Below are 18,999 nucleotides of genomic sequence, written 5' to 3'. Positions count from 1 at the left end.
GCAAGTCGTAAAAAGAAAGTGCCACTCACACTAGCACCCCAAGCCCCGGTTGCACAGCTCGCAGCGTATTTTTCAACGCAAATCGCCATATTCGCCATATTCGGCACGGCGACGGCCTAGCATTCGACGACGTTGACCGCCAGACCGCCCTTCGAGGTCTCCTTGTATTTCGACATCATGTCCTCGCCGGTCTGCTTCATCGTGGCGATGGCCTGATCCAGGCTGACGATGTGGGAGCCGTCTCCGAGCATGGCCATGCGCACGGCGTTGATCGCGGTGTTCGCGGCCATCGCGTTGCGCTCGATGCACGGAATCTGCACCAGACCGCCCACCGGATCGCAGGTGAGGCCGAGATTGTGCTCGATGCCGATCTCCGCCGCGTTCTCCACCTGCTCCGGAGTGCCGCCCATCACCGCGGCCAGACCGGCGGCCGCCATCGAGCAGGCGACGCCGACCTCGCCTTGGCATCCCACTTCCGCTCCAGAGATCGAGGCGTTGCGCTTGAACAGGTATCCGACCGCGCCGGCGGTCAGCAGGAACGTCCTGACGCCCTCGTCGTCGGCGGACTCGACAAAGTGCCAGTAGTATTCCAGCACGGCCGGAATGATGCCGGCCGAACCGTTGGTAGGCGCGGTGACGACCCGGCCGCCGCCGGCGTTCTCCTCGCTCACCGACATGGCGAACAACGCCACCCATGCGGAATCGGAGGATTCCAGCGCCGAAGAGATGCGGCGATCGCGTCTGAGCACGTCGCTGTTGGCCGCGAGACGCCGGTACATCAGCGGGGCGCGGCGGGGCACGTCCAGACCTCCCGGCAGCGTCGGCGTCGCGCTGGCGCACCCGGCGTCGATACAGTGGCTCATCACGTTCCAGATTCGCGTGAGCCGGTCACGCACCTCCTGCGGCGAGCGCCGGGCCGTTTCGTTCGCCCAGACGACGTCGGCGATGCTCAGATGGTGCTTCCGACACAGGTCGATCAGGCCGTCGCATGATACGAAGGGATATGGCACGCCGTCGCCGTATTCGGCAGCCTCGTCGTTCCCGGAGTCCTCCGGCGACTGCGACGACGCCGGCGTCTGCTCGTGGTTCGAGATCAGCGCGTCGTCGATCCGTCCGCGGCGGATGAACCCTCCGCCTATCGAATACCAGACCTGCTCGTCGATGATGTTGCCCTGGGCGTCGAACGCCTGGAACCGCATGCCATTGGGATGCGGGGCGAGCCGCTTCCACCGGTCGAAGACCATGTCGCCGTCGTCATCGTATGCGATGGCGTTCGTGCCGTTGACATGGATGGTTCCGTCATGCGCGCAGCGTTCTCGGACTGAAAGCAGGTAATCCGTATCAACTGTGGCGGGTACGTTGCCTTCCAATCCGGCGAGAATCGCGCGGTCGGTGCCGTGGCCGAGTCCGGTCAGCGACAGTGACCCGTACAGGACGACGCGGATACGGCCGACGCGCGACACGGCGCCAGATTCCTCCAGTGACGAGGCGAACGCCTGCGCCGCGCACATCGGGCCGACGGTGTGCGACGAGCTGGGGCCCACACCGATGGTGAACATGTCGAGAACACTGAACATGACTGACGAATCCCTTCACACTGTTATGCACGCTTTCACGGCTGATACCATCGCGATATCATATCCTCCGCCACGCACATGCGCGCGGCCGGGCCGTCGCCATCTCCGCTGCCCCGCCGAACCGCCGAATCAGGTCAGCTCGACGACAGCGTTCCGCAATGGCTGGTCTCACGCCAGATGCGACCACGTCATCGCCAGGACGACGCCGCCGAACACGGCGAGCGCGATGACGGCTGCGGCCGTGACGGCGATCCGGCCCTTGGACTTCATAACGCGCGGCATGGCGGCGGTTCCCAGGAAGAACGCGGCGAGGCCCACCACGGCGCAGTTGATGCCGATCATCAACGAGTCGCCCTGCGACAGGGTGGGCAGACCGGCTCGGGTGATGATCGAGTTCATCGTCGCCGGATACACGCAATACCCCCAGATGCCGAACCCGACGCATCCGATCACGGCATATATCAGCGGCATCAGCGCATCGCGGCGTTTCAGCCGGGCGGCGAACGAATCAGCCGCCCACAGCAGCACGAATCCGACCGTATACACGAATGCGACGGCGAACAGGCAGGCGACGAGGAACCACGGCATCAGGGCGAACGCGCCTCCCGCGGCGCTCACCATCACCGGTGCGCTGACCAGCTCGCACACGCACATGACAAAGGCGATGGAGACCGCCTGCACCAGCATCGTCGGCAACCCGGTCTCGGGCTCGCGCGTCACGTTCGTCCAGTTCGCCATCTTGCACCTTTCGTCAGTGTCGGGCCGCAAACCCAGCTGTATGTAAAGCAGCCATCCCAGAATGTTGCGATAAGGTGCCCCCGGTGGGACTCGAACCCACAAGCCAAAAGCGGCGGATTTTAAGTCCGCTGCGTCTACCGATTCCGCCACGGGGGCTGTGCCGGCAAATATGCCGGCAGAACCATTATGTCATGCTTGTTCAGCGTTCTGCAAGCAACCGCCGTCCGCAGTCGAGCACGATGCCGTCGAGCAGGCCGTGTTCGCTGGCCACATACGAGTCGATGACTCCGCCATGATCGGCCGCGGCCGCCTGGGCAACCTTCGCGAGCACACGGTTCCATACGACGGCACCGCCGCCCACCACGTCGATACGCCCCGGATGGATGGTCTTGTAGGCGCAGCGCTGCTCACGCGTCATGCGCAGAAACCTGTCGTCCACGGCGTAGACGTCGTCCACGGGGATGCGCACGCCGTCCACGCGTCGGTGATCGTATTCCTTGAGCCCCAGAGCCAGCGCGCTCATCGTGGTCACCGTGCCGGACACGCCGATGATCGTGCGGGTGCGTCCCGCCGGCACCATGCGGAACGCCTCGTCGATGTGCTCGTCGATGTCCGCGATCGCTTCGGCGATTTCGGTTTCGCTGGGAGGATCGTGGCGCAGGTGGCGCTCGGTCATGCGCACGGATCCAATGTCCATCGAGAACGCGGCCTGTACCTGCGTGGAGGGCGCGTCGATGCCGTCGCCGCCCAGCACAAGTTCTGTGGAGCCGCCACCCAGGTCCACCACCAGATACGGGGGTTCGAGCTCGCCGCGGCTCACGACGCTGGTCGCCCCGAGGAAGCTCAGATCGGCCTCCTCCGTTCCCGGGATGACTTCGGGGCGCACGCCGAGTATCTGCTCGATGCCATCCTCGAATGTGTCGCGGTTGACGGCATCGCGGGTCGCCGATGTGGCTACGAATCGGATCGCGTCCACCGGGTGCTGGGCAAGGACCCCGGCGAATTCCGCGGCGGCCGTGTACGCCCGGTCAAGCGCGTCCTGAGCGAACCGGTGCGTCTTGTCCACGTCTTGCCCCAAGCGAATCACGCGCAGGATCCTCGGCACGATCTCGTGCATGCCCTGATCATCCACACGCGCAATCTTCAGCCGGATCGAGTTCGTGCCGCAGTCGATGCCCGCAACGGTAACGGATTTCATCTCTATCTCCTTTATTTCCCGCTGTCTCGCCGGCCGGGCGACCGCGATCATCGGGGGCGTTCGCCCGGCATGATCGTCTCGCTCGGCGCAATCATTGCGTTCAGCGGCCGTTTCCAGTCTTTTGGCCGTTCGGTTTTTCGTCTGTCCGCTCAGTCGTCGAGCGAACCGCACCGGCAGACGGATGGACTGAACTCCTCCGTCACCGCCTCCAGCACACGATCGCCGATGGGGTTGACGCCCTCCCCCATGACCAGGGTCTGCGCCAGCAGCGCATGCAGGCATTTCACGCGTTCGGGCATGCCCCCCGCGCTGACGTTGGCGATGCGGCTTTCGTCATCGCCGAGCCGCACCGCCAGCTCATGGCGGAACGCCACGTACAGGCGGTGCGCCCCGCGGTACTCGCCGGCCACCGTCTCATCGTCGTGCAGCAGCTCGTTGTACGCCCGCATGCGGCCTTCCGCTTCGATGTGCGACACCGCCTTCACCGCCTCGGGGCTGGTCAGATAGCAGGTGGTGGGGAACGGTATGCCGCCGGGCAGCATGGGCCGGGTGACCACGGCGAGCGGCCGGCCGCATGCGCAGCGGGCGCCGACCGCCACCATGCCGCGCGGGTATCGTCCGAGCTGCCGTTCGACAATGGCGATGTCACGCTCATCTGCACGCTGCTGCAGGAATCGGTCGGCGAGTTTCGCGACATCTCGTGTGGTGGATTCGTCTTGTGATTCTGGTTCGGTCACCAGCTTGGCTCCTTATCGAATGGCTTATCGAATAACTGGTCGAATGGCTTATGCAGTCGGATGAATGACGCTGCCGCCGGCCGCGTCTACTGCTTGTCGCCCGAGTTCGTGTCGGTTGCGCTGCCGGAGTTGCCGTCGGCTTTGCCGGTATCGCCCGATTGGCTGCCAGAGGCCGTTTTCGATGGCCGCTCATCGGCTTTCTTGAACGAATATTCGAGCTCGCTGTACCAGGGCAGCACCTTCCCGTCGGATGTACCGCTTTTGGTCTTCGCGGCCCCCTCGCTCGTGCCCGTCACCGCTTCCGGGTGCTGCACGCGCACCGCCTTCTCACCGGGGAAGACGAAGCCGAGCCGCTCCCTCGCCTGCGTCGCCACATAGCTGTCATCGTTCCAGCGTTCGATGTCGTTTTCGAGATCCTGCTTCTTGGTGATAAGCGCGGCTTCCTGATTCTTGAGGTCGTTGAGCTGGGCGAGGTTCAGCGCGTACGTGTGGAACGTGGAGACCAGTTGGATGGCTCCGAGCGCGATGATGAACAGCGACACGAAGAACGCGATCGGTCCGGTGCCGTGCCGTTTGCTTCGTTTGCCGCGTGGTCGCATGTTCCGGGTCGAGTCGTTCATGGCAACAAAAATACCCGGCACATTCGACTTGGCGAATATGCCGGGCATTGTCACGACGCTAGCATTGTCTCGGCCTTACGGCCGCGACAATCACTTGGCGATGTACTTCTTGCAGGCCTTGAAGGCGCTGTAGCCGGCGTACTGAGCGGTGGAGCCGAGCTCCTCCTCGATCTCCAGCAGGCGGTTGTACTTGGCGACGCGCTCGCCACGGGCCGGGGCACCGGTCTTGATCTGGCGGGTGTTCTTGGCGACCGCGAGGTCGGAGATGGTGGTGTCCGGGGTCTCGCCGGAGCGGTGGGAGACCATGGAGGTGTAGCCGTTCTCGGTGGCCAGCTCGATGGCGTCGAGGGTCTCGGTGACGGAACCGATCTGGTTCAGCTTGACCAGCAGGGAGTTCGCGGCACCCATGTCGATGGCCTTGCGCAGGCGGGCCGGGTTGGTGACCAGCAGGTCGTCGCCGACGAACTGCAGGCGGTCGCCGAGGCGACGGGTGATCTCGGCCCAGTCTTCCCAGCCTTCCTCGTTGAACGGATCCTCGATGGAGACGATCGGGTACTCGTTGATGAGGTTCTCGTAGTAGTCGAGCATGTAGGCGGAGTCGCGCTCTTCGCCGTCGAAGCGGTACTTGCCGGTCTCCTTGTTGTAGAACTCGGAGGAGGCGACGTCGAGGCAGATGCCGATCTGCTTGCCGGGCTCGTAGCCGGCGGCGGAGATGGCGTCCATGATGTACTTGAGGGAGTCCTCGTTGGACTTCATCTTCGGGGCGAAGCCGCCTTCGTCGCCGAGGCCGGTGTTCAGGCCTTCCTTCTTCAGGACGTTCTTGAGGGTGTGGTAGACCTCGACGCCGGCGCGCAGGGCCTCGCTGTAGGTGTCGAAGCCGTACGGGGAGATCATGTACTCCTGGATGTCGGTGGCGAAGTCGGCGTGGGCGCCGCCGTTCATGATGTTCATGTTCGGGACCGGCAGGATGTGGCCGTTGGTGCCGCCGATGTAGCGGTACAGCGGCAGTTCGGCGGACTCGGCGGAGGCGTACAGGGCGGCCAGGGAGACGCCGAGGATGGCGTTGGCGCCCAGCTTGCCCTTGTTCGGGGTGCCGTCGAGCTCGATCATCAGGTCGTCGAGGGCGCGCTGGTCGGTGGCATCCATGCCGATGACCTTCGGAGCGATGACCTCGTTCACGGCCTTGACCGCGTTCAGCACACCCTTGCCGCCGTAGACGGACTTGTCGCCATCGCGGCGCTCCCAAGCCTCGGCCTCACCGGTGGAAGCGCCGGACGGAACCAGGCCGCGGCCTTCGGCGCCGTCTTCGGTGTCGAGGATGACCTCAACGGTCGGGTTGCCACGGGAATCAAGGATCTGACGCGCGTAAACGCTTTCAATAGCTGCCACAACTACTCCTTAAGACTGTTAGGTTGTGATGACAGACTTAAGAATAATGCCTTTTGTGGACGAGTGCCAGAATTTCTCGGAAAAATAATATGAGCGCTAACATTCGGCTGGATATAGACAGATTCCGTACATCTGACCACCCTCGGCCGGCTCCGCCGCCACTGTCGAGGACTGGCGGCGGAGCCGACTGAGGGCGGTCAGAGGATACCGAGCTCAAGCCGACGGTATTCGCGCTGGATCGCCCGCGTCACCGGCCCGATTCCATAGCCCGCATCCCCCAGCTCGACGACCGGGCGCACGCCCATCAGGGCGTTGGTGGCGAAGACCTCATCCCAGCTGTCCAGCGAATCCTGTCGGAAGGTCCCCTGCTCGGCCTCGTATCGTTCGCACAGCCACGCCCGCACGGTGCCGGGTAGCAGCCCGCATCGCTCGTCCGGCGTGTACAGCCGCCCGTCGCGCACGAAGAACAGGTTCGCGTTGGTGGTCTCGCAGATGTCGCCGCGCGTGTTGAGGTACACGGCGGAATCGAAGCCGAGCCGCCGAGCCGAACGCGATTCGAGTATGTTGTCGCCCTGATTCAGCGTCTTGTGCGCCGTGAGCGGCGAACACTCGTTGCGCCAGGCGCGGCACCAGCCAAGCCTGAGACCGCGGTCCTGCGCCCAATCCGCATACGGGTTCGGCCGATGCGTGACGATGACGTTCGCGGACGACACCATGAGCTTGACCGCGAACGACCTACCGTCAGGCAATTCTGCCGCGTCGAGATGTTCGGCGATATGAGCCCGCAGCGTATCATCGTCCGGCGCGTCGATGTCCAATGCCCGCGCTCCGCGCCGAAGCCGGTCGAGATGACGGTCGAGCATGACGAGTCGCCCGCCGGTCAGGTTGATGGTCTCGAATACGCCGAGGCCGAACTGGTATCCCTCATCCAGGGCGAATGTGACGGCCGTGCCTTCGCCGCCAGGCGTGCCATTGCTATTAGTCATGCCATTGTCCTTGTCTTCCGTCATGCACGTCACTGTCCGACACGTCACAGTCCAGCGCGTCGAGCAGCGCCTGTGCTTTCTGCATGGCCTCGTCGTATTCGGCGTCCGGGTCGGATTCGATGGTGATGCCGCCGCCCGCGCCGATCCGGTACAGGCCAGCCTTGTCACATCGCCCGACGTGCGTCGCGCAGCGGATCAGAATGCTCAGATCGCAGTCGCCATCGGCGGTGATGTAGCCGAGAGAACCGGTGTACACGCCGCGAGGCGACCGTTCATACCGGTCGATGAGTTGCATGACGCGGCGCTTGGGAGCCCCCGTGATCGATCCACCCGGCGACATGACGGCAAGCAGTTCGGACAGATCGCGGGCATCGGGCAATTCGGCCTCGACGGTGGACACCAGATGGAACACGTGCGGGTGTGTCTCCAGTTCGGCGAACCCCGTGACCTGCACGGTTCCGGGAATCGCCGCGCGGCTCAGATCATTGCGTTCGAGGTCGGTGACCATGAGCAGCTCATCATGGTCCTTGCCGGATTGCTCAAGGGCGGCGCGGTTGGCCGCGTCCTCCTGCACGGTGAGGCCACGTGGCCGCGTTCCTTTGATGGGGCGGGTGACGACATGGCCGCTGCAGCATTCGAGGAACCGTTCCGGCGACGAGCTGACGATCTGCCATCCGCCGCCGTTGACATATGCGGAGAACGGCGCGGGATTGTCGTCGTTCAGACGCAGGAACATGTCCAGGGGCGTCACGGGACTGGTGACGTCGAGACGCAACGAGTAGTTCACTACGTAGGCTTCGCCGTCGTGCATGTGCGATTTGAGTCGTTCCACGGCCTCGCAGTATGAGGCGCGATCGTGGTCGCAGCGCCATGCGCCGCGGTGGGAGGCTGAGGTGTGCGGGGAGTCTGGATAACCACCCACAGTCGCTTCGCGACAGCCCCCGCCAGCGGGGGCGGACTGGCAGACGGATCGTATGGCGGCGATGTTCCGGGCACTGTTCGGGTGGCGATGATGGCTGAGCAGGGTCAGCGAGCGCCGCTGCCGGTCTTCGATGAGGATGTCGTCGAAACTCCACCATGCGGCGTCCGGCGGCGTCTTTCGCTCTGCCGCCTGCGGGCCGCCGTCGAACCGGGATCGCGCGCCTTCCCGGCGTCGGCCGTCATCATATGACATGAATCCGAGCACGCCGGGCTCGTCACGCAGCCGGTCGTGCAGCAGCATGAGCGCGTCTTGGCCGGGGAGCAGCCGGTCCCGCCAGACATCGTCGTCTCCGCAGACGGCGAGGGTGCCTTCCATCACGTCATCGCCGTATTGCATGAGCCGATGGTAGGCGTGCAGTCCGAGCACCGAATACCGTCCGCCCCGCCCCGAGTGCAGGAGCGTCAGGGCCTGGCCATTGTCGAAATGCCGGATCAGCGAAGTCAGGGGATGGTACGGCAGCCGGATCATGCCGTTCCGCTCCCCGATGCCTCCGGGCATGCCTTCGAACGGGGATCCGGAGCCCATCATGCCTTCCTCGGTTGCGGCTTCCATGCGAAGTCGTGCAGCAGGTCGCTCACCCAGTCCATGACCTGATCGCCCGGCATCGGTTTGCCGCCGAGCGTGCCCGCGAACGGCGCGGGGATCAGGTATGTGTGCGTGACCGGCCGGTATTGCGCCCCGCGGTAGATGCGGTTGATGCGCATCTGCATCGATTCGGGCGGGTCGATCTTGCCGACGCGCACGTTCTTGCCCTGAGCGACGATCTCCGATATGCCGAGTTCCCGCGCCTTCATGCGCAGGTGGGCCACGCCGAACAGCGTCTCGAACTCCTCCGGCAGTTTGCCGTAGCGATCCGTGAGTTCGTCGGCGAGTTCCTTGAGGTCCTCATCGGTGCGCGAAGCGGCCAGTTTCCGGTATGCTTCGAGCCGCAGCTTGTCGGAATCGATGTAGTCCACCGGGATGGACGCTTCGATGGGCAGGTCGATGGTGACCGCGACCGGCTCGGTCCGCTCCGGCTCCTTGTACTGTTCGACGGCTTCCGAGACCATGCGCACGTACAGGTCGAAGCCGACGCCCTCGATGTGCCCGGACTGTTCGTCGCCCAGCAGGTTGCCGGTGCCGCGCAGTTCGAGATCCTTCATGGCGACGTCGAAGCCGCTTCCGAGCGCCGTGTTCTGCGCGATGGTGGCGAGGCGGTCGTGCGACTGCTGGGTCATCGGCTTGGACGGGTCGTATAGGAAGTAGGCGTACGCGCGTTCGCGGCCACGGCCGACGCGCCCGCGCAGCTGGTGCAGCTGGGAGAGGCCGAACCGGTCGGCGTGGTCTACGATCAGCGTGTTCGCGTTGGAGATGTCGAGTCCGGTCTCGATGATCGTCGTGCATACGAGCACGTCGATGTCGCGATGCCAGAAGTCGCGGATTACGCCGTCGAGCTGCTTCTCCCCCATCTTGCCGTGAGCGATGCCGACTCGCGCCTCGGGGACGAGCTCGTGGATCTTCGCGGCTGTCTTCGCGATGTCCTGCACGCGGTTGTGCACGTAGAACACCTGTCCGCCGCGCAGCAGTTCGCGCCGGACCGCGGCCGTGACCTGAGCGTCCTCGTACGCGCCCACGTAGGTGAGCACGGGAAGCCGGTCCTCGGGCGGGGTGGCGAGCGTAGACATCTCGCGGATGCCGGTCACCGCCATCTCCAGCGTGCGCGGGATAGGCGTGGCGGACAGCGAGAGCACGTCCACATTGGTGCGCAGCGCCTTGAGCGTCTCCTTGTGCTCGACGCCGAACCGCTGCTCCTCGTCGATGATGACAAGGCCGAGATCCTTGAACTTGATCTTGGGGTTGAGCAGCTTGTGGGTGCCGATGACGACGTCGACGCCACCCGTCTCCAGTCCCTCGATGGTCTCGTTGATCTCCTTGGTCGTCTGGAAGCGGCTCATGGCCGCAACGGTGACCGGGAAGCCCTCGTACCGTTCGGTGAACGTCTCGTGATGCTGCTGCACGAGCAGCGTAGTCGGCACGAGGACGGCCACCTGCTTGCCGTCCTGTATGGCCTTGAACGCTGCTCTCACGGCGATCTCGGTCTTGCCGAAGCCGACGTCGCCGCAGATGAGGCGATCCATCGGCACTGGTTTCTCCATGTCGGACTTGACATCGTCGATGGTGGTGAGCTGGTCCGTCGTCTCCTGATACGGGAACGCGTCCTCCAGCTCCTTCTGCCATGGCGTGTCGGGGCTGAACGCGAACCCCTTGGTGCGCTGCCTGGCAGAGTACAGCTTCACCAGGTCCTCGGCGATCTCGTGCACGTGCTTGCGCGCCTTCGCCTTGGTTGCGGCCCAGTCGGAGCCGCCGAGCTTGTTGAGCTTGGGGGCCTCCGCGCCGATGTATTTGCTGATCAGATCCAGCTGATCGGTGGGGATGAACAGCTTGTCGGCCGGGGCGCCGCGCTTGCTGGGCGCGTATTCGATGACAAGGTATTCGCGCGTGGTCTTGTTCGCCCCGGTGCCGATGGTGCGCTGCCGCATCTCCAGGAAACGGCCGATGCCGTGCTGCTCATGGACCACGTAGTCTCCGGCTTTGAGCTCCATCAGGTCGATTGCCTTGCGGCGGCGCTTGGGGGTCTTCGCCTGACCGGCCGCACTGGACCGTCCGGTCAGGTCGCGTTCGGTGAGCAGCGCGGTCTTCGCCGCCGTGTCGATGAACCCGTCGATGGCCTGGGAGCGGATGACGTCGAACGAGGCGATGCCGGTCTCGTTGATGGCTCGCTTCAATCGTGCGAGCGTGCCCTGCGCGGCCGCGGTGACGGTGACCTGGTACCCCGCGTCGATGAGCCCCTCGATGCCGGCCGCGGCCTTCGTCTCGTCACCGCGGTATTCGCCCGGGTTGCCGGCGGCGAGCTGCACGTGGTTCGGGCGGCTGGCGTCCACGCCGAAACTGGTGAGGTTCCACACGTCGTGGCTGGAGTATGCGAGCGAGTTGATGGTCTCCTCGTAGTCGAGGAAGCTGGCCTGGTCGAAGCTGATGGGAGCTCCGGCACCGTGCCCGGCCGCGGCGACATGCCAGCTGGCGGCGAGGAACTCGTTCGCGGTTTTCGAGAGGTCGTCCGCCGCGCGGCGCAGCTTTTCCGAGTCGGCGAGCATGATGATGGCATGCCTGTCGAGCATGCCGGTCACGGGTTCCATGTCGTCGATGAGCGCGGGCATCAGGGATTCCATGCCTTCGATGGGAATCGCGTTCGCGATGGACTCCAGCATGTCGTCGGCATTCGGAATCTGCCCGATGAGCCGTTTCGCCCGGTCCCGCACGGCGTCGGTGAGCTGCAGTTCACGGCAGGGCGTCGCCCAGATCGTGCGGACGCCCTCGCCGTAGGTGCGCTGGTCGGACGCGTGGAATTCTCGGATGGAGTCGATCTCGTCACCGAAGAACTCGATGCGCACCGGATGTGGCGCGGTTGGGGGAAAGACGTCGATGATGCCGCCGCGCACCGCGAACTCGCCACGGTCCATCACCAGGTCGACGCGCGTGTAGGCGTTCTCAACCAGTCGACGCGACACGTCGTCGAGAGGCAGCTCCTCGCCTTGCGTGAAGACGAGCGGATCGACGTCGCCGAGCCCCTTGACAACGGGCTGGATCAGCGAACGCACCGGCATGACGAGTATGCGGATCGGTCCGAACATCGGATTGGTGTCGCTGGGGTGCGTGAGCCTGCGGAATACGGCCATGCGGCTCGCCACGGTGTCGGCACGGGGACTGAGCCGCTCGTGGGGCAGCGTCTCCCAGGCCTCCAGTTGTGCGATGTCGTTCGGGTCGCCGTCGTACCACGACCGCAGCGCGTTCACGGTGTCCTCGGCCTCGCGGCTGGAGGCCACGACCAGGACGACGGGGGTGTGTTCCGCCTGCGCTGCGGCGATGGCCGGGCGCAACCCGTCCGGGGCGCCCACGGTGATGATCGGGGCGATGTCCTTGTCGTCGGCGATGCTCATGCCGCCGCTGACGAGCCGATGAAATGCCGGATCCTCATCGAGCCGTTCGAGGATGCCGCACAGGGAGCCGTCGATCAGCGCGTTCTGGACGCGTGTGGCCGTGGCGGCGGACGCTTTGCCGCGCGCGCGTCCCTGCTCAGCGGCCATTGAACTTCTCCTGGGTGGCGGCGAGTCCGTCGAAGATGATGGTTTCGGCCGCGTCGGCGCCGTCTGCGAGGAATTCCGGCAGCTGCTTGCGCTGGTCGGGTCCGAAACCGCCGAGCACCCAGTTGACGGTGTTGTCGTGCGCGTGGGCTCCGCGCTGAGCGTGGCCGACGCCCATGCGCACGCGCGCGTACTTCGGGGTGCTCAGGGCCTTGTCGATTGATTTGATGCCGTTGTGCCCGCCGGCGGATCCGCCCGCCTTGACCTTTATGCGGCCGAATTCGAGATCCATGTCGTCATGGATGACGACGACGTGATCCGGCTGGATCTGATAGTACGCGCTGATCGAGGCGACCGCGTTGCCCGAGTCGTTCATGTAGGTCAGCGGCTTGGCGAGGAAGAACTTGACGTTGCGACCCTGCAGATTCATCGCGCCCTTGCCGAGCATCGCGAGCCCCTTGTGGTCGGAAAAGGCGACGGACCAGCGTTCGGCCAATATGTCGGCGGTCATGAAGCCCATGTTGTGACGGGTGCCCTCGTACTTCTTGCCGGGATTGCCCAGCCCCACGATCAGCCAGAAATCGGATGCCATGTGTTACTCTCCTGTCTTCAACCTTAAGGATTGTACCCCACCCGCCAACGCCTTGACCCAATAGCTCATGTCATGCAGCTTGCCGTCGAGCGCGCCCACCGCGGCGGGAAGCAGGCCGAACCGGATGAATCCGAACCGCCGCATGAGCGCGACGGAACCGGCGTTGTCGGCGTAGATGATCGCCGTGACATGCGTGAATCCGCGCTCTGCCGCGGCATCGATCAGCCATCGCACCATCATGGTGCCGAGTCCCTGGCGTTGGTGGTCGTCGGCGATGTAGTAGCTCAGTTCGGCGATGCCGTCGTATCCGGCCCGCTGATGGAATTTCGAAAGCGAGCCGAACCCCACGACGGCGCCTTCGGGACCTTCGATGACGACGACCGGATACTTGGCGCGTGGCCGATGGGAGTCGACCCACGCACGACGGCTTTCCAGAGACACCGGTTCAAGGTCGGCGGACGCTCCCCCACGGATCACCGCCTCGTTGTAGATGTCGGCGATGGCCGGAACGTCGGCATCAACGGCCGCGCGGATGGTATAGGACATGTCTTCAAGCATAACAACCGCCCTGCCGGCGGGATAGGGCGGGTGAGACTGGTGTCAGCGGTGCATGATGCGCGATTCGCCTCGATCCGCCGACAGAAACGTGGACAACGGCCGCACAATCACGAAACGCGGGAGTTGTCCCGGCCATCCGACCGAGCGCGGTCAATGGACGTCGGCCGTGCCGCTTGCCGGCAACGCCGTCAACGGAACGGTCGAAGCGTCACGAGGCGGTGTAGAAGTCGACGGCCTCCTCGATGCCACCGCTGAACATGGCTTTGCCCTTCTGGATGACGATGCCCCTGTGGCAGAACTCCTTCGCGGTGCCGGTCGAGTGGGTGACGAACAGCACGGTCACGTTCTCGTTGGCGATGATGCTGTTGACCCGCTCGCGGCACTTCTTCGCGAACTTGCGGTCGCCGACGGACAGCGCCTCGTCCACCACCAGGATGTCCGGGCGGATCGACGACACGAACGCGAAGCCCAGACGGGCGCGCATACCGCTCGAATACGTGCGCATCGGCTGGTCGATGTACTTGCCGAGTTCCGAGAACTCCACGATCTCGGGAATGAGCTCCTTGGACTCCTCTTTCGACAAACCCCACAGCTGGCAGCGCATGTCGATGTTCTCCATGCCCGACAGCTTCATGTCGAAGCCCGCGGAAAGCTCCAGCAGCGCGGACACGCGCCCGTGCACCTCGACGGTGCCGGACGTCGGGAAGCACACGCCGGTGATCATCTTGAGCGCCGTGGACTTGCCGGCGCCGTTGTCGCCGAGCAGCGCCAGGGATTCGCCGCGGTTCACGGTGAAACTCAGGTCGTCGCTCGCGTTGACCGTATCGTGCGGAATGCGCTTGGAGAAGGTGGACAGCAGGCGCAGCTTGTCGTTCTTGAACAGCTTGTACTGCTTGGTGACGTGGTCGAAGCGCACGGCGACGGGATTGCTCGCGTCCTCGTCGCGGATGACCGTGGCATCGCCCATTCGCGTGACATTCGATGGGAGCTTAGAGGACATCCGGCACCTCCATGTACAGACGGCGGTAGTTGTGCAGCGCGAGCACGACGAAGATCAGCAGCACGAACAGGAACGGCAGGAACGACTCCCAATCCGTGAAGAACCATTTGTTGTAGATAAAGCAGTCACGCACCGACTGCACGACCCATGTGACCGGGTTGAAGGACGCCACCAGACGGGCGGTTCGCGGCCAGCCGCTGATGTCGAACAGGATGCCGGACAGCCAGAAAAACGGGGTGCCGAGCGTCTTGAGCAGGTTCGAGAAATCGCGCGATATCGCGCTCAAAGGCGACAAAGCCATGGACCACGCCACCCAGAACAGGAACATGAACACCATGACCAGCGGCAATTGCAGCATGTAGCGGCCAAGATGCACGCCGGTGAGCAGCGCCACCACAATGGTGAACGCCATCATGCACGCGAAGATGATGAGCAGCGACAGCGTGTAGAACGTGGAAATCAGCGACAGCGGGAATTTGATGCGGTTCACCAGATACGGGTATCGACGATATACGTCACTGCCGGTAGTAATCATGTCGGACATGAAGAACCACGGGAACACACCGGCGGCGAGCCACAGCAGGAACGGCTTGCCGTTGACGTCGGACGAGCTGCGCAGACCGAATTTCAGTGCCACCCAGAAAACCAGGATGTACACGGCCGGTTTGGCGAACAGCCAGATCTTGCCGAGCGCGGCACCGCGGTACGTCTTCACCAGATCGATCTTCGCCAGATTCCAGACCTGCCGTCGCCAATGCCAGTTCTCGCCGACGACTTGCTTCAGTGTTGCAAACAATGTTCTTCCAAATCTGCTTGTCTTCTCATGGTCAGGTGCGGTCTCCCGCGAGGTCAGCCCATGTATGCGATGAGCTTGCGGTACATGTCTTCGAGACCTACCTGCGGCCTCCAGCCGAGCGCCTCAAGGCGTGACACGTCGAGTGGCAGGTGGTGCTCCGGCGGGTAGGGCGCGTTCGGGTCGACGTCGATGATGACGCGCGCGTCGCCCGTACCGAATTCGCGGTACACCATATCGGCCATCTCGCGGATTGACGAGTAGGTGGAGGGATTGGCCACGTTGTACGAGACGCCGTTCTCCCCCGCGACCAGCACGGTGAGGATGGCGGACACCGCGTCGGCGGTGTATGAGTACATTCGTGTGCTTTCGCCGGTCGTCTTCATGACGAAGTCCTTGCCGGCCACGGCGTTGCGTGCGAGCGCCGCGAACAGGCGGACGTCGTCGCGAGGGATGCCCGGGCCGAAGGTCTGCGCCAAGCGGACGGCCTTGACCGGCACCTGGTATTCGGAATGGTATGAGACGCACAGGTTTTCGGCGGCGCGCTTGCCTTCGGAGTAGCAGCTGCGCACCGAGCAGGGGTCGATGTAGCCGACGGCGCTCTCGTCAAGCAGGTGTTCCGTGCCGCGCTGCTTGTTGCCCATGCCGTAGATCTCCATGCTGGAGACGTAGACGAAGGAGGCCGCGCCGCGGCGTCGCGCCAGTTCCAGCATCGACCTGGTGCCGTCTACGATCGCGGAGAACGTCTCGACCGGATGGGACATGAAGAACGACGATGCGGTCGGACAGGCGGTGTGGATGACATAGTCCGCCGGCAGGTCGAGCGAGTCGACATCTTCGAGCGATCCCTGATGCAGCACGAGCCCGTCGTCGGCCGTGTACTGCCCCAGCATGGCCTGTGCCTTGGCCGGGTCTCGCACCAGCGCGTCCACGATGATGCCCGCCCCCGTCAAGCGGTTGCGTTCCAGCAGCGTGCGGGCGCACAGCGAGCCGATAAGGCCCGTGGCGCCGGTGACGAGCACATGCCGGCCGGCGAGCGCATCCCAGTCGATGTCGAGATGCTGCGCCAGTGACGCATATTCCTCTTGCAGATCAAACATGATGGTCGTTGTCCTCCGTGTTCGTGTCACAGACCGAAGATCTGGGAGCTTTCCTCCGCGTCCATGATGGCGCGCATGATGTAGAAGTCCGATGGCGTGGTGATCTTGATGTTCGAGTTGGCGCCTTCCACCTCGTACAGTTTGTGGCCGTAGTACGACATGAGGGACGCAGAGTCGATGAAGTCGCCGAGCCCTTCTTCCACGGCCTTGTGGTGTGCGTCATGCAGCTCGCCGAGGCGGAAGCACTGCGGGGCGCGGGCGAGCTGGCACTGTTTGCGGTCGATGATGTTGGTGATCACGCCGTCCTCGCTTTGCACGATGGTCTCGGTGGCGGGTACGACGGTGACGGCGCTGCCGTTCTTCTTCACACTGACGATGCAGTCGGTGATGGTCTGCTGGTCGATCAGCGGCCTGACGCCGTCATGAACGATGACGACCGAATCCGCGGGATACAGTCTGTTCGCCTTGTCGACGCCGTTGCGGATCGACTCCTGCCCGGATGAGCCGCCTGGCACGATCGCGGCGATCTTACCGACGCCGAACTTGGTGATGAGCTGTTCGAGAACGTCGATGTATTCCTTCAGGCATACGACGACGATGGCGTCGATGTCGGGATGCTGATCGAACGCCTCAAGCGTGTAGATGATGATCGGTTTGCCGTGCACGAGCAGAAACTGCTTGGGCTTGGTTCGCGAATTCATGCGTTGGCCGGTGCCGCCCGCAAAAATGACAGCGATGTTCATACCCTCTCCACTGTTATATGCGCTTTCGGGCTTGCAGCCCCGTTAACTCATACGTAGTCTATGTTCCAGACACGACTTATTTACCGAGCATTCACCTTTCTGTGGTATTCGGCACGCAGAGTGCACTAAGACGAACCACCATCAGTCCTTTCCAAACAGACGCATGACCGCCCGCAGTGGCGCAGTGACCTTCCACGACTTCGAGTTACGGAGTTTCTGGACCTCGGCGCGAGATTTCTTGAGATCCGCTTCGAGCTTCTTTCGCTTCTCGGATAGTTTCTTGTTCTCAGTTTTCAAACGTTCGATGTCAGGGTGTTCAAGAATACGCTCGGCGCCGATCTCGCAACCCAATACCATCTGGCCCACATAGGCGGCATAGTCATCGGCGTAATAGCGGACATCTTTCTCTTTGAAGACAGACAGCTTTGATTGCGCCTCACCCATGTACATCTTGTTCCATTCTTCCATGAATGTTATTCCCATCTCATTCATGGAAGAGAAATCCACCTGCAACTCTTGATCCTCAAATGCGATATTGCGTCCCTCTAGGTAGTCACGGAAGAAACGGTTCGGGCCGAACAGGAACGGGCCATCTATGTGAGGTACCGGCAGAGGGTTCAAATATAGAACAAAGGCATGTGAAACGAATACAGCCATATTTTCGCCTGCTGGTGCATCAAGCCGCATATGTGCCCCTGTACTCTTTGGCATTAAGTAAACGTTTCCCACGCAGCAGCCTGTGCTGAATCAGGTTGCACAGCTGTTTCAGGGGTATCGACAGCGCGATCGCGCCGATGATCACGACGGCCTCATAGCGCAGGTGCGTGGTCGGCAGGTTGTTGAGGTTCAGCATCTTGCGAATCATCACGTGAAGCAGATACAGTTCCAGCGAATACCGTCCGAACCAGCTCAGCACTTTCGATACCACGTCGTGAAGGCCTGCGAGCGCGGGCTTTCCCGCGCGGGCCATCACGTCCATGATGACGACGCCGCATATGCACAGCAGCAGGTTCAACGCCGCGCGAAGGTACACCTTGACCAGAGGGACATCAACCAGCTGCATCGGGTAGAGCATGACGGCCACGGCCGTCATGCATGCGGCGACCACGGGCATGGGCAATGGACGACGTTCATGCGAGAGCCTTCCCAGCAGCGCGCCGAAGATGAAGCACGGTATGCGGTTGACGATCAGATCGACGTTGTCGTAGAAAGACGGCGCGAACCTGTACAGCGCCACCGCGACCAGCACCGAGGCCGCACACAATGCCAACGTTCGCACCCATGCCGCGGCGACGTTTCGGGTACCGTCCACGACGGCGAACACGAGCGGAAACAGCACATAGCAGATCAGGCACACCGCTATGTACCAGAACCACTTCACACCGTCCGTGAAAAACGTGACGAATGCGATGTCGGCGAGGAAACGCACCACTCCGGCATCCGAATGGACGAAGTCGAACCAGATCCACCCGACCAGCGCCACGGCGACGTACGGCACCAGCACGCGGGTCAGCCGCTTGCGGTAGAACGCCCCCGCGTCCGGGTTGCGCTTCCACGAGTAGTACAGGCCCAGCCCCGAGATCATCAGGAACATATCGACGCCGGAACTGCCGATATAGTCGTAGAACACCTGAGCGGGACCGTTGAAATGGTCGGCCGCGTTCGACAGGTCCTCGGTGTAGTGGAACGCCATGATCAGCAGGATCTGCACGCCCATCAGCACGCCGCGGTATTTGGACAGCAGCTCGTATGATGGGCGCCCGGCGCCGCGTGGTGCCGCGTGCCGGGCAGTCTCGCCGGAGCCACTGCCCGGCTCACCGGCGCCGGCGGCGGGCGCGACGGCCATGCTCGTGTTCCCCGGCACG

17 protein-coding genes and 1 tRNA gene are annotated in these 18,999 nt (G+C 63.5%); all 18 read right to left on the bottom strand.

The genetic code is table 11. From position 1 onward, the window contains the following. Positions 1-116: 116 nt before the first annotated feature. The 18 genes from MMB49_RS03800 to MMB49_RS03715 all read right to left on the bottom strand — a co-directional run bounded on the left by MMB49_RS03800 (position 117) and on the right by MMB49_RS03715 (position 18,998). Positions 117-1,577: an L-serine ammonia-lyase gene (locus tag MMB49_RS03800; protein ID WP_014760108.1), complete on the bottom strand. Its 1,461-nt coding sequence runs from the start codon at positions 1,575-1,577 to the stop codon at positions 117-119. 168 nt (positions 1,578-1,745) lie between these two features. Further along, positions 1,746-2,315, bottom strand: coding sequence for a hypothetical protein (locus MMB49_RS03795; RefSeq protein ID WP_003812667.1), 570 nt, complete (start codon positions 2,313-2,315; stop codon positions 1,746-1,748). A gap of 75 nt (positions 2,316-2,390) precedes the next feature. Further along, positions 2,391-2,471 (bottom strand) — tRNA-Leu (locus MMB49_RS03790). Positions 2,472-2,514: 43 nt separating this feature from the next. Beyond that, the gene (locus MMB49_RS03785; protein WP_047271864.1) at positions 2,515-3,513 is read right to left on the bottom strand and encodes a Ppx/GppA phosphatase family protein; all 999 of its coding nucleotides are present in this window, start codon (positions 3,511-3,513) and stop codon (positions 2,515-2,517) included. A 149-nt stretch (positions 3,514-3,662) separates the two neighbouring features. Next, the gene (locus MMB49_RS03780) at positions 3,663-4,250 is read right to left on the bottom strand and encodes a DUF501 domain-containing protein (protein WP_003812664.1); all 588 of its coding nucleotides are present in this window, start codon (positions 4,248-4,250) and stop codon (positions 3,663-3,665) included. Between the two features lie 86 nt (positions 4,251-4,336). Further along, positions 4,337-4,870 carry an FtsB family cell division protein gene (locus tag MMB49_RS03775; protein ID WP_047272054.1) on the bottom strand — a complete coding sequence of 178 codons (534 nt, stop codon included), beginning with the start codon at positions 4,868-4,870 and terminating at the stop codon, positions 4,337-4,339. A 90-nt stretch (positions 4,871-4,960) separates the two neighbouring features. Continuing rightward, entirely contained in the window at positions 4,961-6,259 is a 1,299-nt protein-coding gene (gene eno / locus MMB49_RS03770) for a phosphopyruvate hydratase (protein WP_003812660.1), read from the bottom strand. 197 nt (positions 6,260-6,456) lie between these two features. Next, positions 6,457-7,245, bottom strand: coding sequence for an aminotransferase class IV (locus MMB49_RS03765; RefSeq protein WP_003817853.1), 789 nt, complete (start codon positions 7,243-7,245; stop codon positions 6,457-6,459). Next, on the bottom strand, positions 7,238-8,755 hold the full coding sequence (locus tag MMB49_RS03760) for an anthranilate synthase component I family protein (RefSeq protein WP_047272052.1): 1,518 nt from the start codon (positions 8,753-8,755) through the stop codon (positions 7,238-7,240). The genes MMB49_RS03765 and MMB49_RS03760 overlap by 8 nt, the downstream gene beginning before the upstream one ends. Further along, positions 8,752-12,351, bottom strand: coding sequence for a transcription-repair coupling factor (gene mfd, locus MMB49_RS03755; protein ID WP_047271861.1), 3,600 nt, complete (start codon positions 12,349-12,351; stop codon positions 8,752-8,754). Before mfd ends, MMB49_RS03760 begins: the two co-directional genes overlap by 4 nt. Then, a complete protein-coding gene (pth, locus tag MMB49_RS03750; RefSeq protein ID WP_003812652.1) occupies positions 12,341-12,940 on the bottom strand; it encodes an aminoacyl-tRNA hydrolase in 600 nt (199 codons plus the stop codon). The genes mfd and pth overlap by 11 nt, the downstream gene beginning before the upstream one ends. 3 nt (positions 12,941-12,943) lie before the next feature. Continuing rightward, the gene (locus MMB49_RS03745; protein ID WP_013363347.1) at positions 12,944-13,498 is read right to left on the bottom strand and encodes a GNAT family N-acetyltransferase; all 555 of its coding nucleotides are present in this window, start codon (positions 13,496-13,498) and stop codon (positions 12,944-12,946) included. A 208-nt stretch (positions 13,499-13,706) separates the two neighbouring features. Continuing rightward, positions 13,707-14,498 (bottom strand): ABC transporter ATP-binding protein, encoded by a 792-nt coding sequence (locus MMB49_RS03740; RefSeq protein ID WP_003812647.1) that lies wholly within the window; start codon positions 14,496-14,498, stop codon positions 13,707-13,709. Further along, a complete protein-coding gene (locus MMB49_RS03735; protein WP_047271859.1) occupies positions 14,488-15,294 on the bottom strand; it encodes an ABC transporter permease in 807 nt (268 codons plus the stop codon). Before MMB49_RS03735 ends, MMB49_RS03740 begins: the two co-directional genes overlap by 11 nt. A gap of 53 nt (positions 15,295-15,347) precedes the next feature. Then, positions 15,348-16,391, bottom strand: a complete 1,044-nt coding sequence (locus tag MMB49_RS03730; protein ID WP_003819097.1) for an NAD-dependent epimerase/dehydratase family protein — start codon at positions 16,389-16,391, stop codon at positions 15,348-15,350. A 26-nt stretch (positions 16,392-16,417) separates the two neighbouring features. Then, positions 16,418-17,134, bottom strand: a complete 717-nt coding sequence (gene ispD / locus MMB49_RS03725; protein WP_003819095.1) for a 2-C-methyl-D-erythritol 4-phosphate cytidylyltransferase — start codon at positions 17,132-17,134, stop codon at positions 16,418-16,420. A 141-nt stretch (positions 17,135-17,275) separates the two neighbouring features. Beyond that, positions 17,276-17,821, bottom strand: a complete 546-nt coding sequence (locus MMB49_RS03720; protein ID WP_080543983.1) for a hypothetical protein — start codon at positions 17,819-17,821, stop codon at positions 17,276-17,278. Next, positions 17,811-18,998, bottom strand: a complete 1,188-nt coding sequence (locus MMB49_RS03715; RefSeq protein ID WP_082247870.1) for an acyltransferase family protein — start codon at positions 18,996-18,998, stop codon at positions 17,811-17,813. The genes MMB49_RS03720 and MMB49_RS03715 overlap by 11 nt, the downstream gene beginning before the upstream one ends. Between the last annotated feature and the right edge of the window lies 1 nt (position 18,999).

This window comes from Bifidobacterium sp. SKU, from assembly GCF_026016405.1.
Classification (GTDB): domain Bacteria; phylum Actinomycetota; class Actinomycetes; order Actinomycetales; family Bifidobacteriaceae; genus Bifidobacterium; species Bifidobacterium bifidum.
The sequence above is the reverse complement of the archived record's forward strand: the minus strand, read 5'-3'. Positions and strand labels throughout refer to the sequence as shown.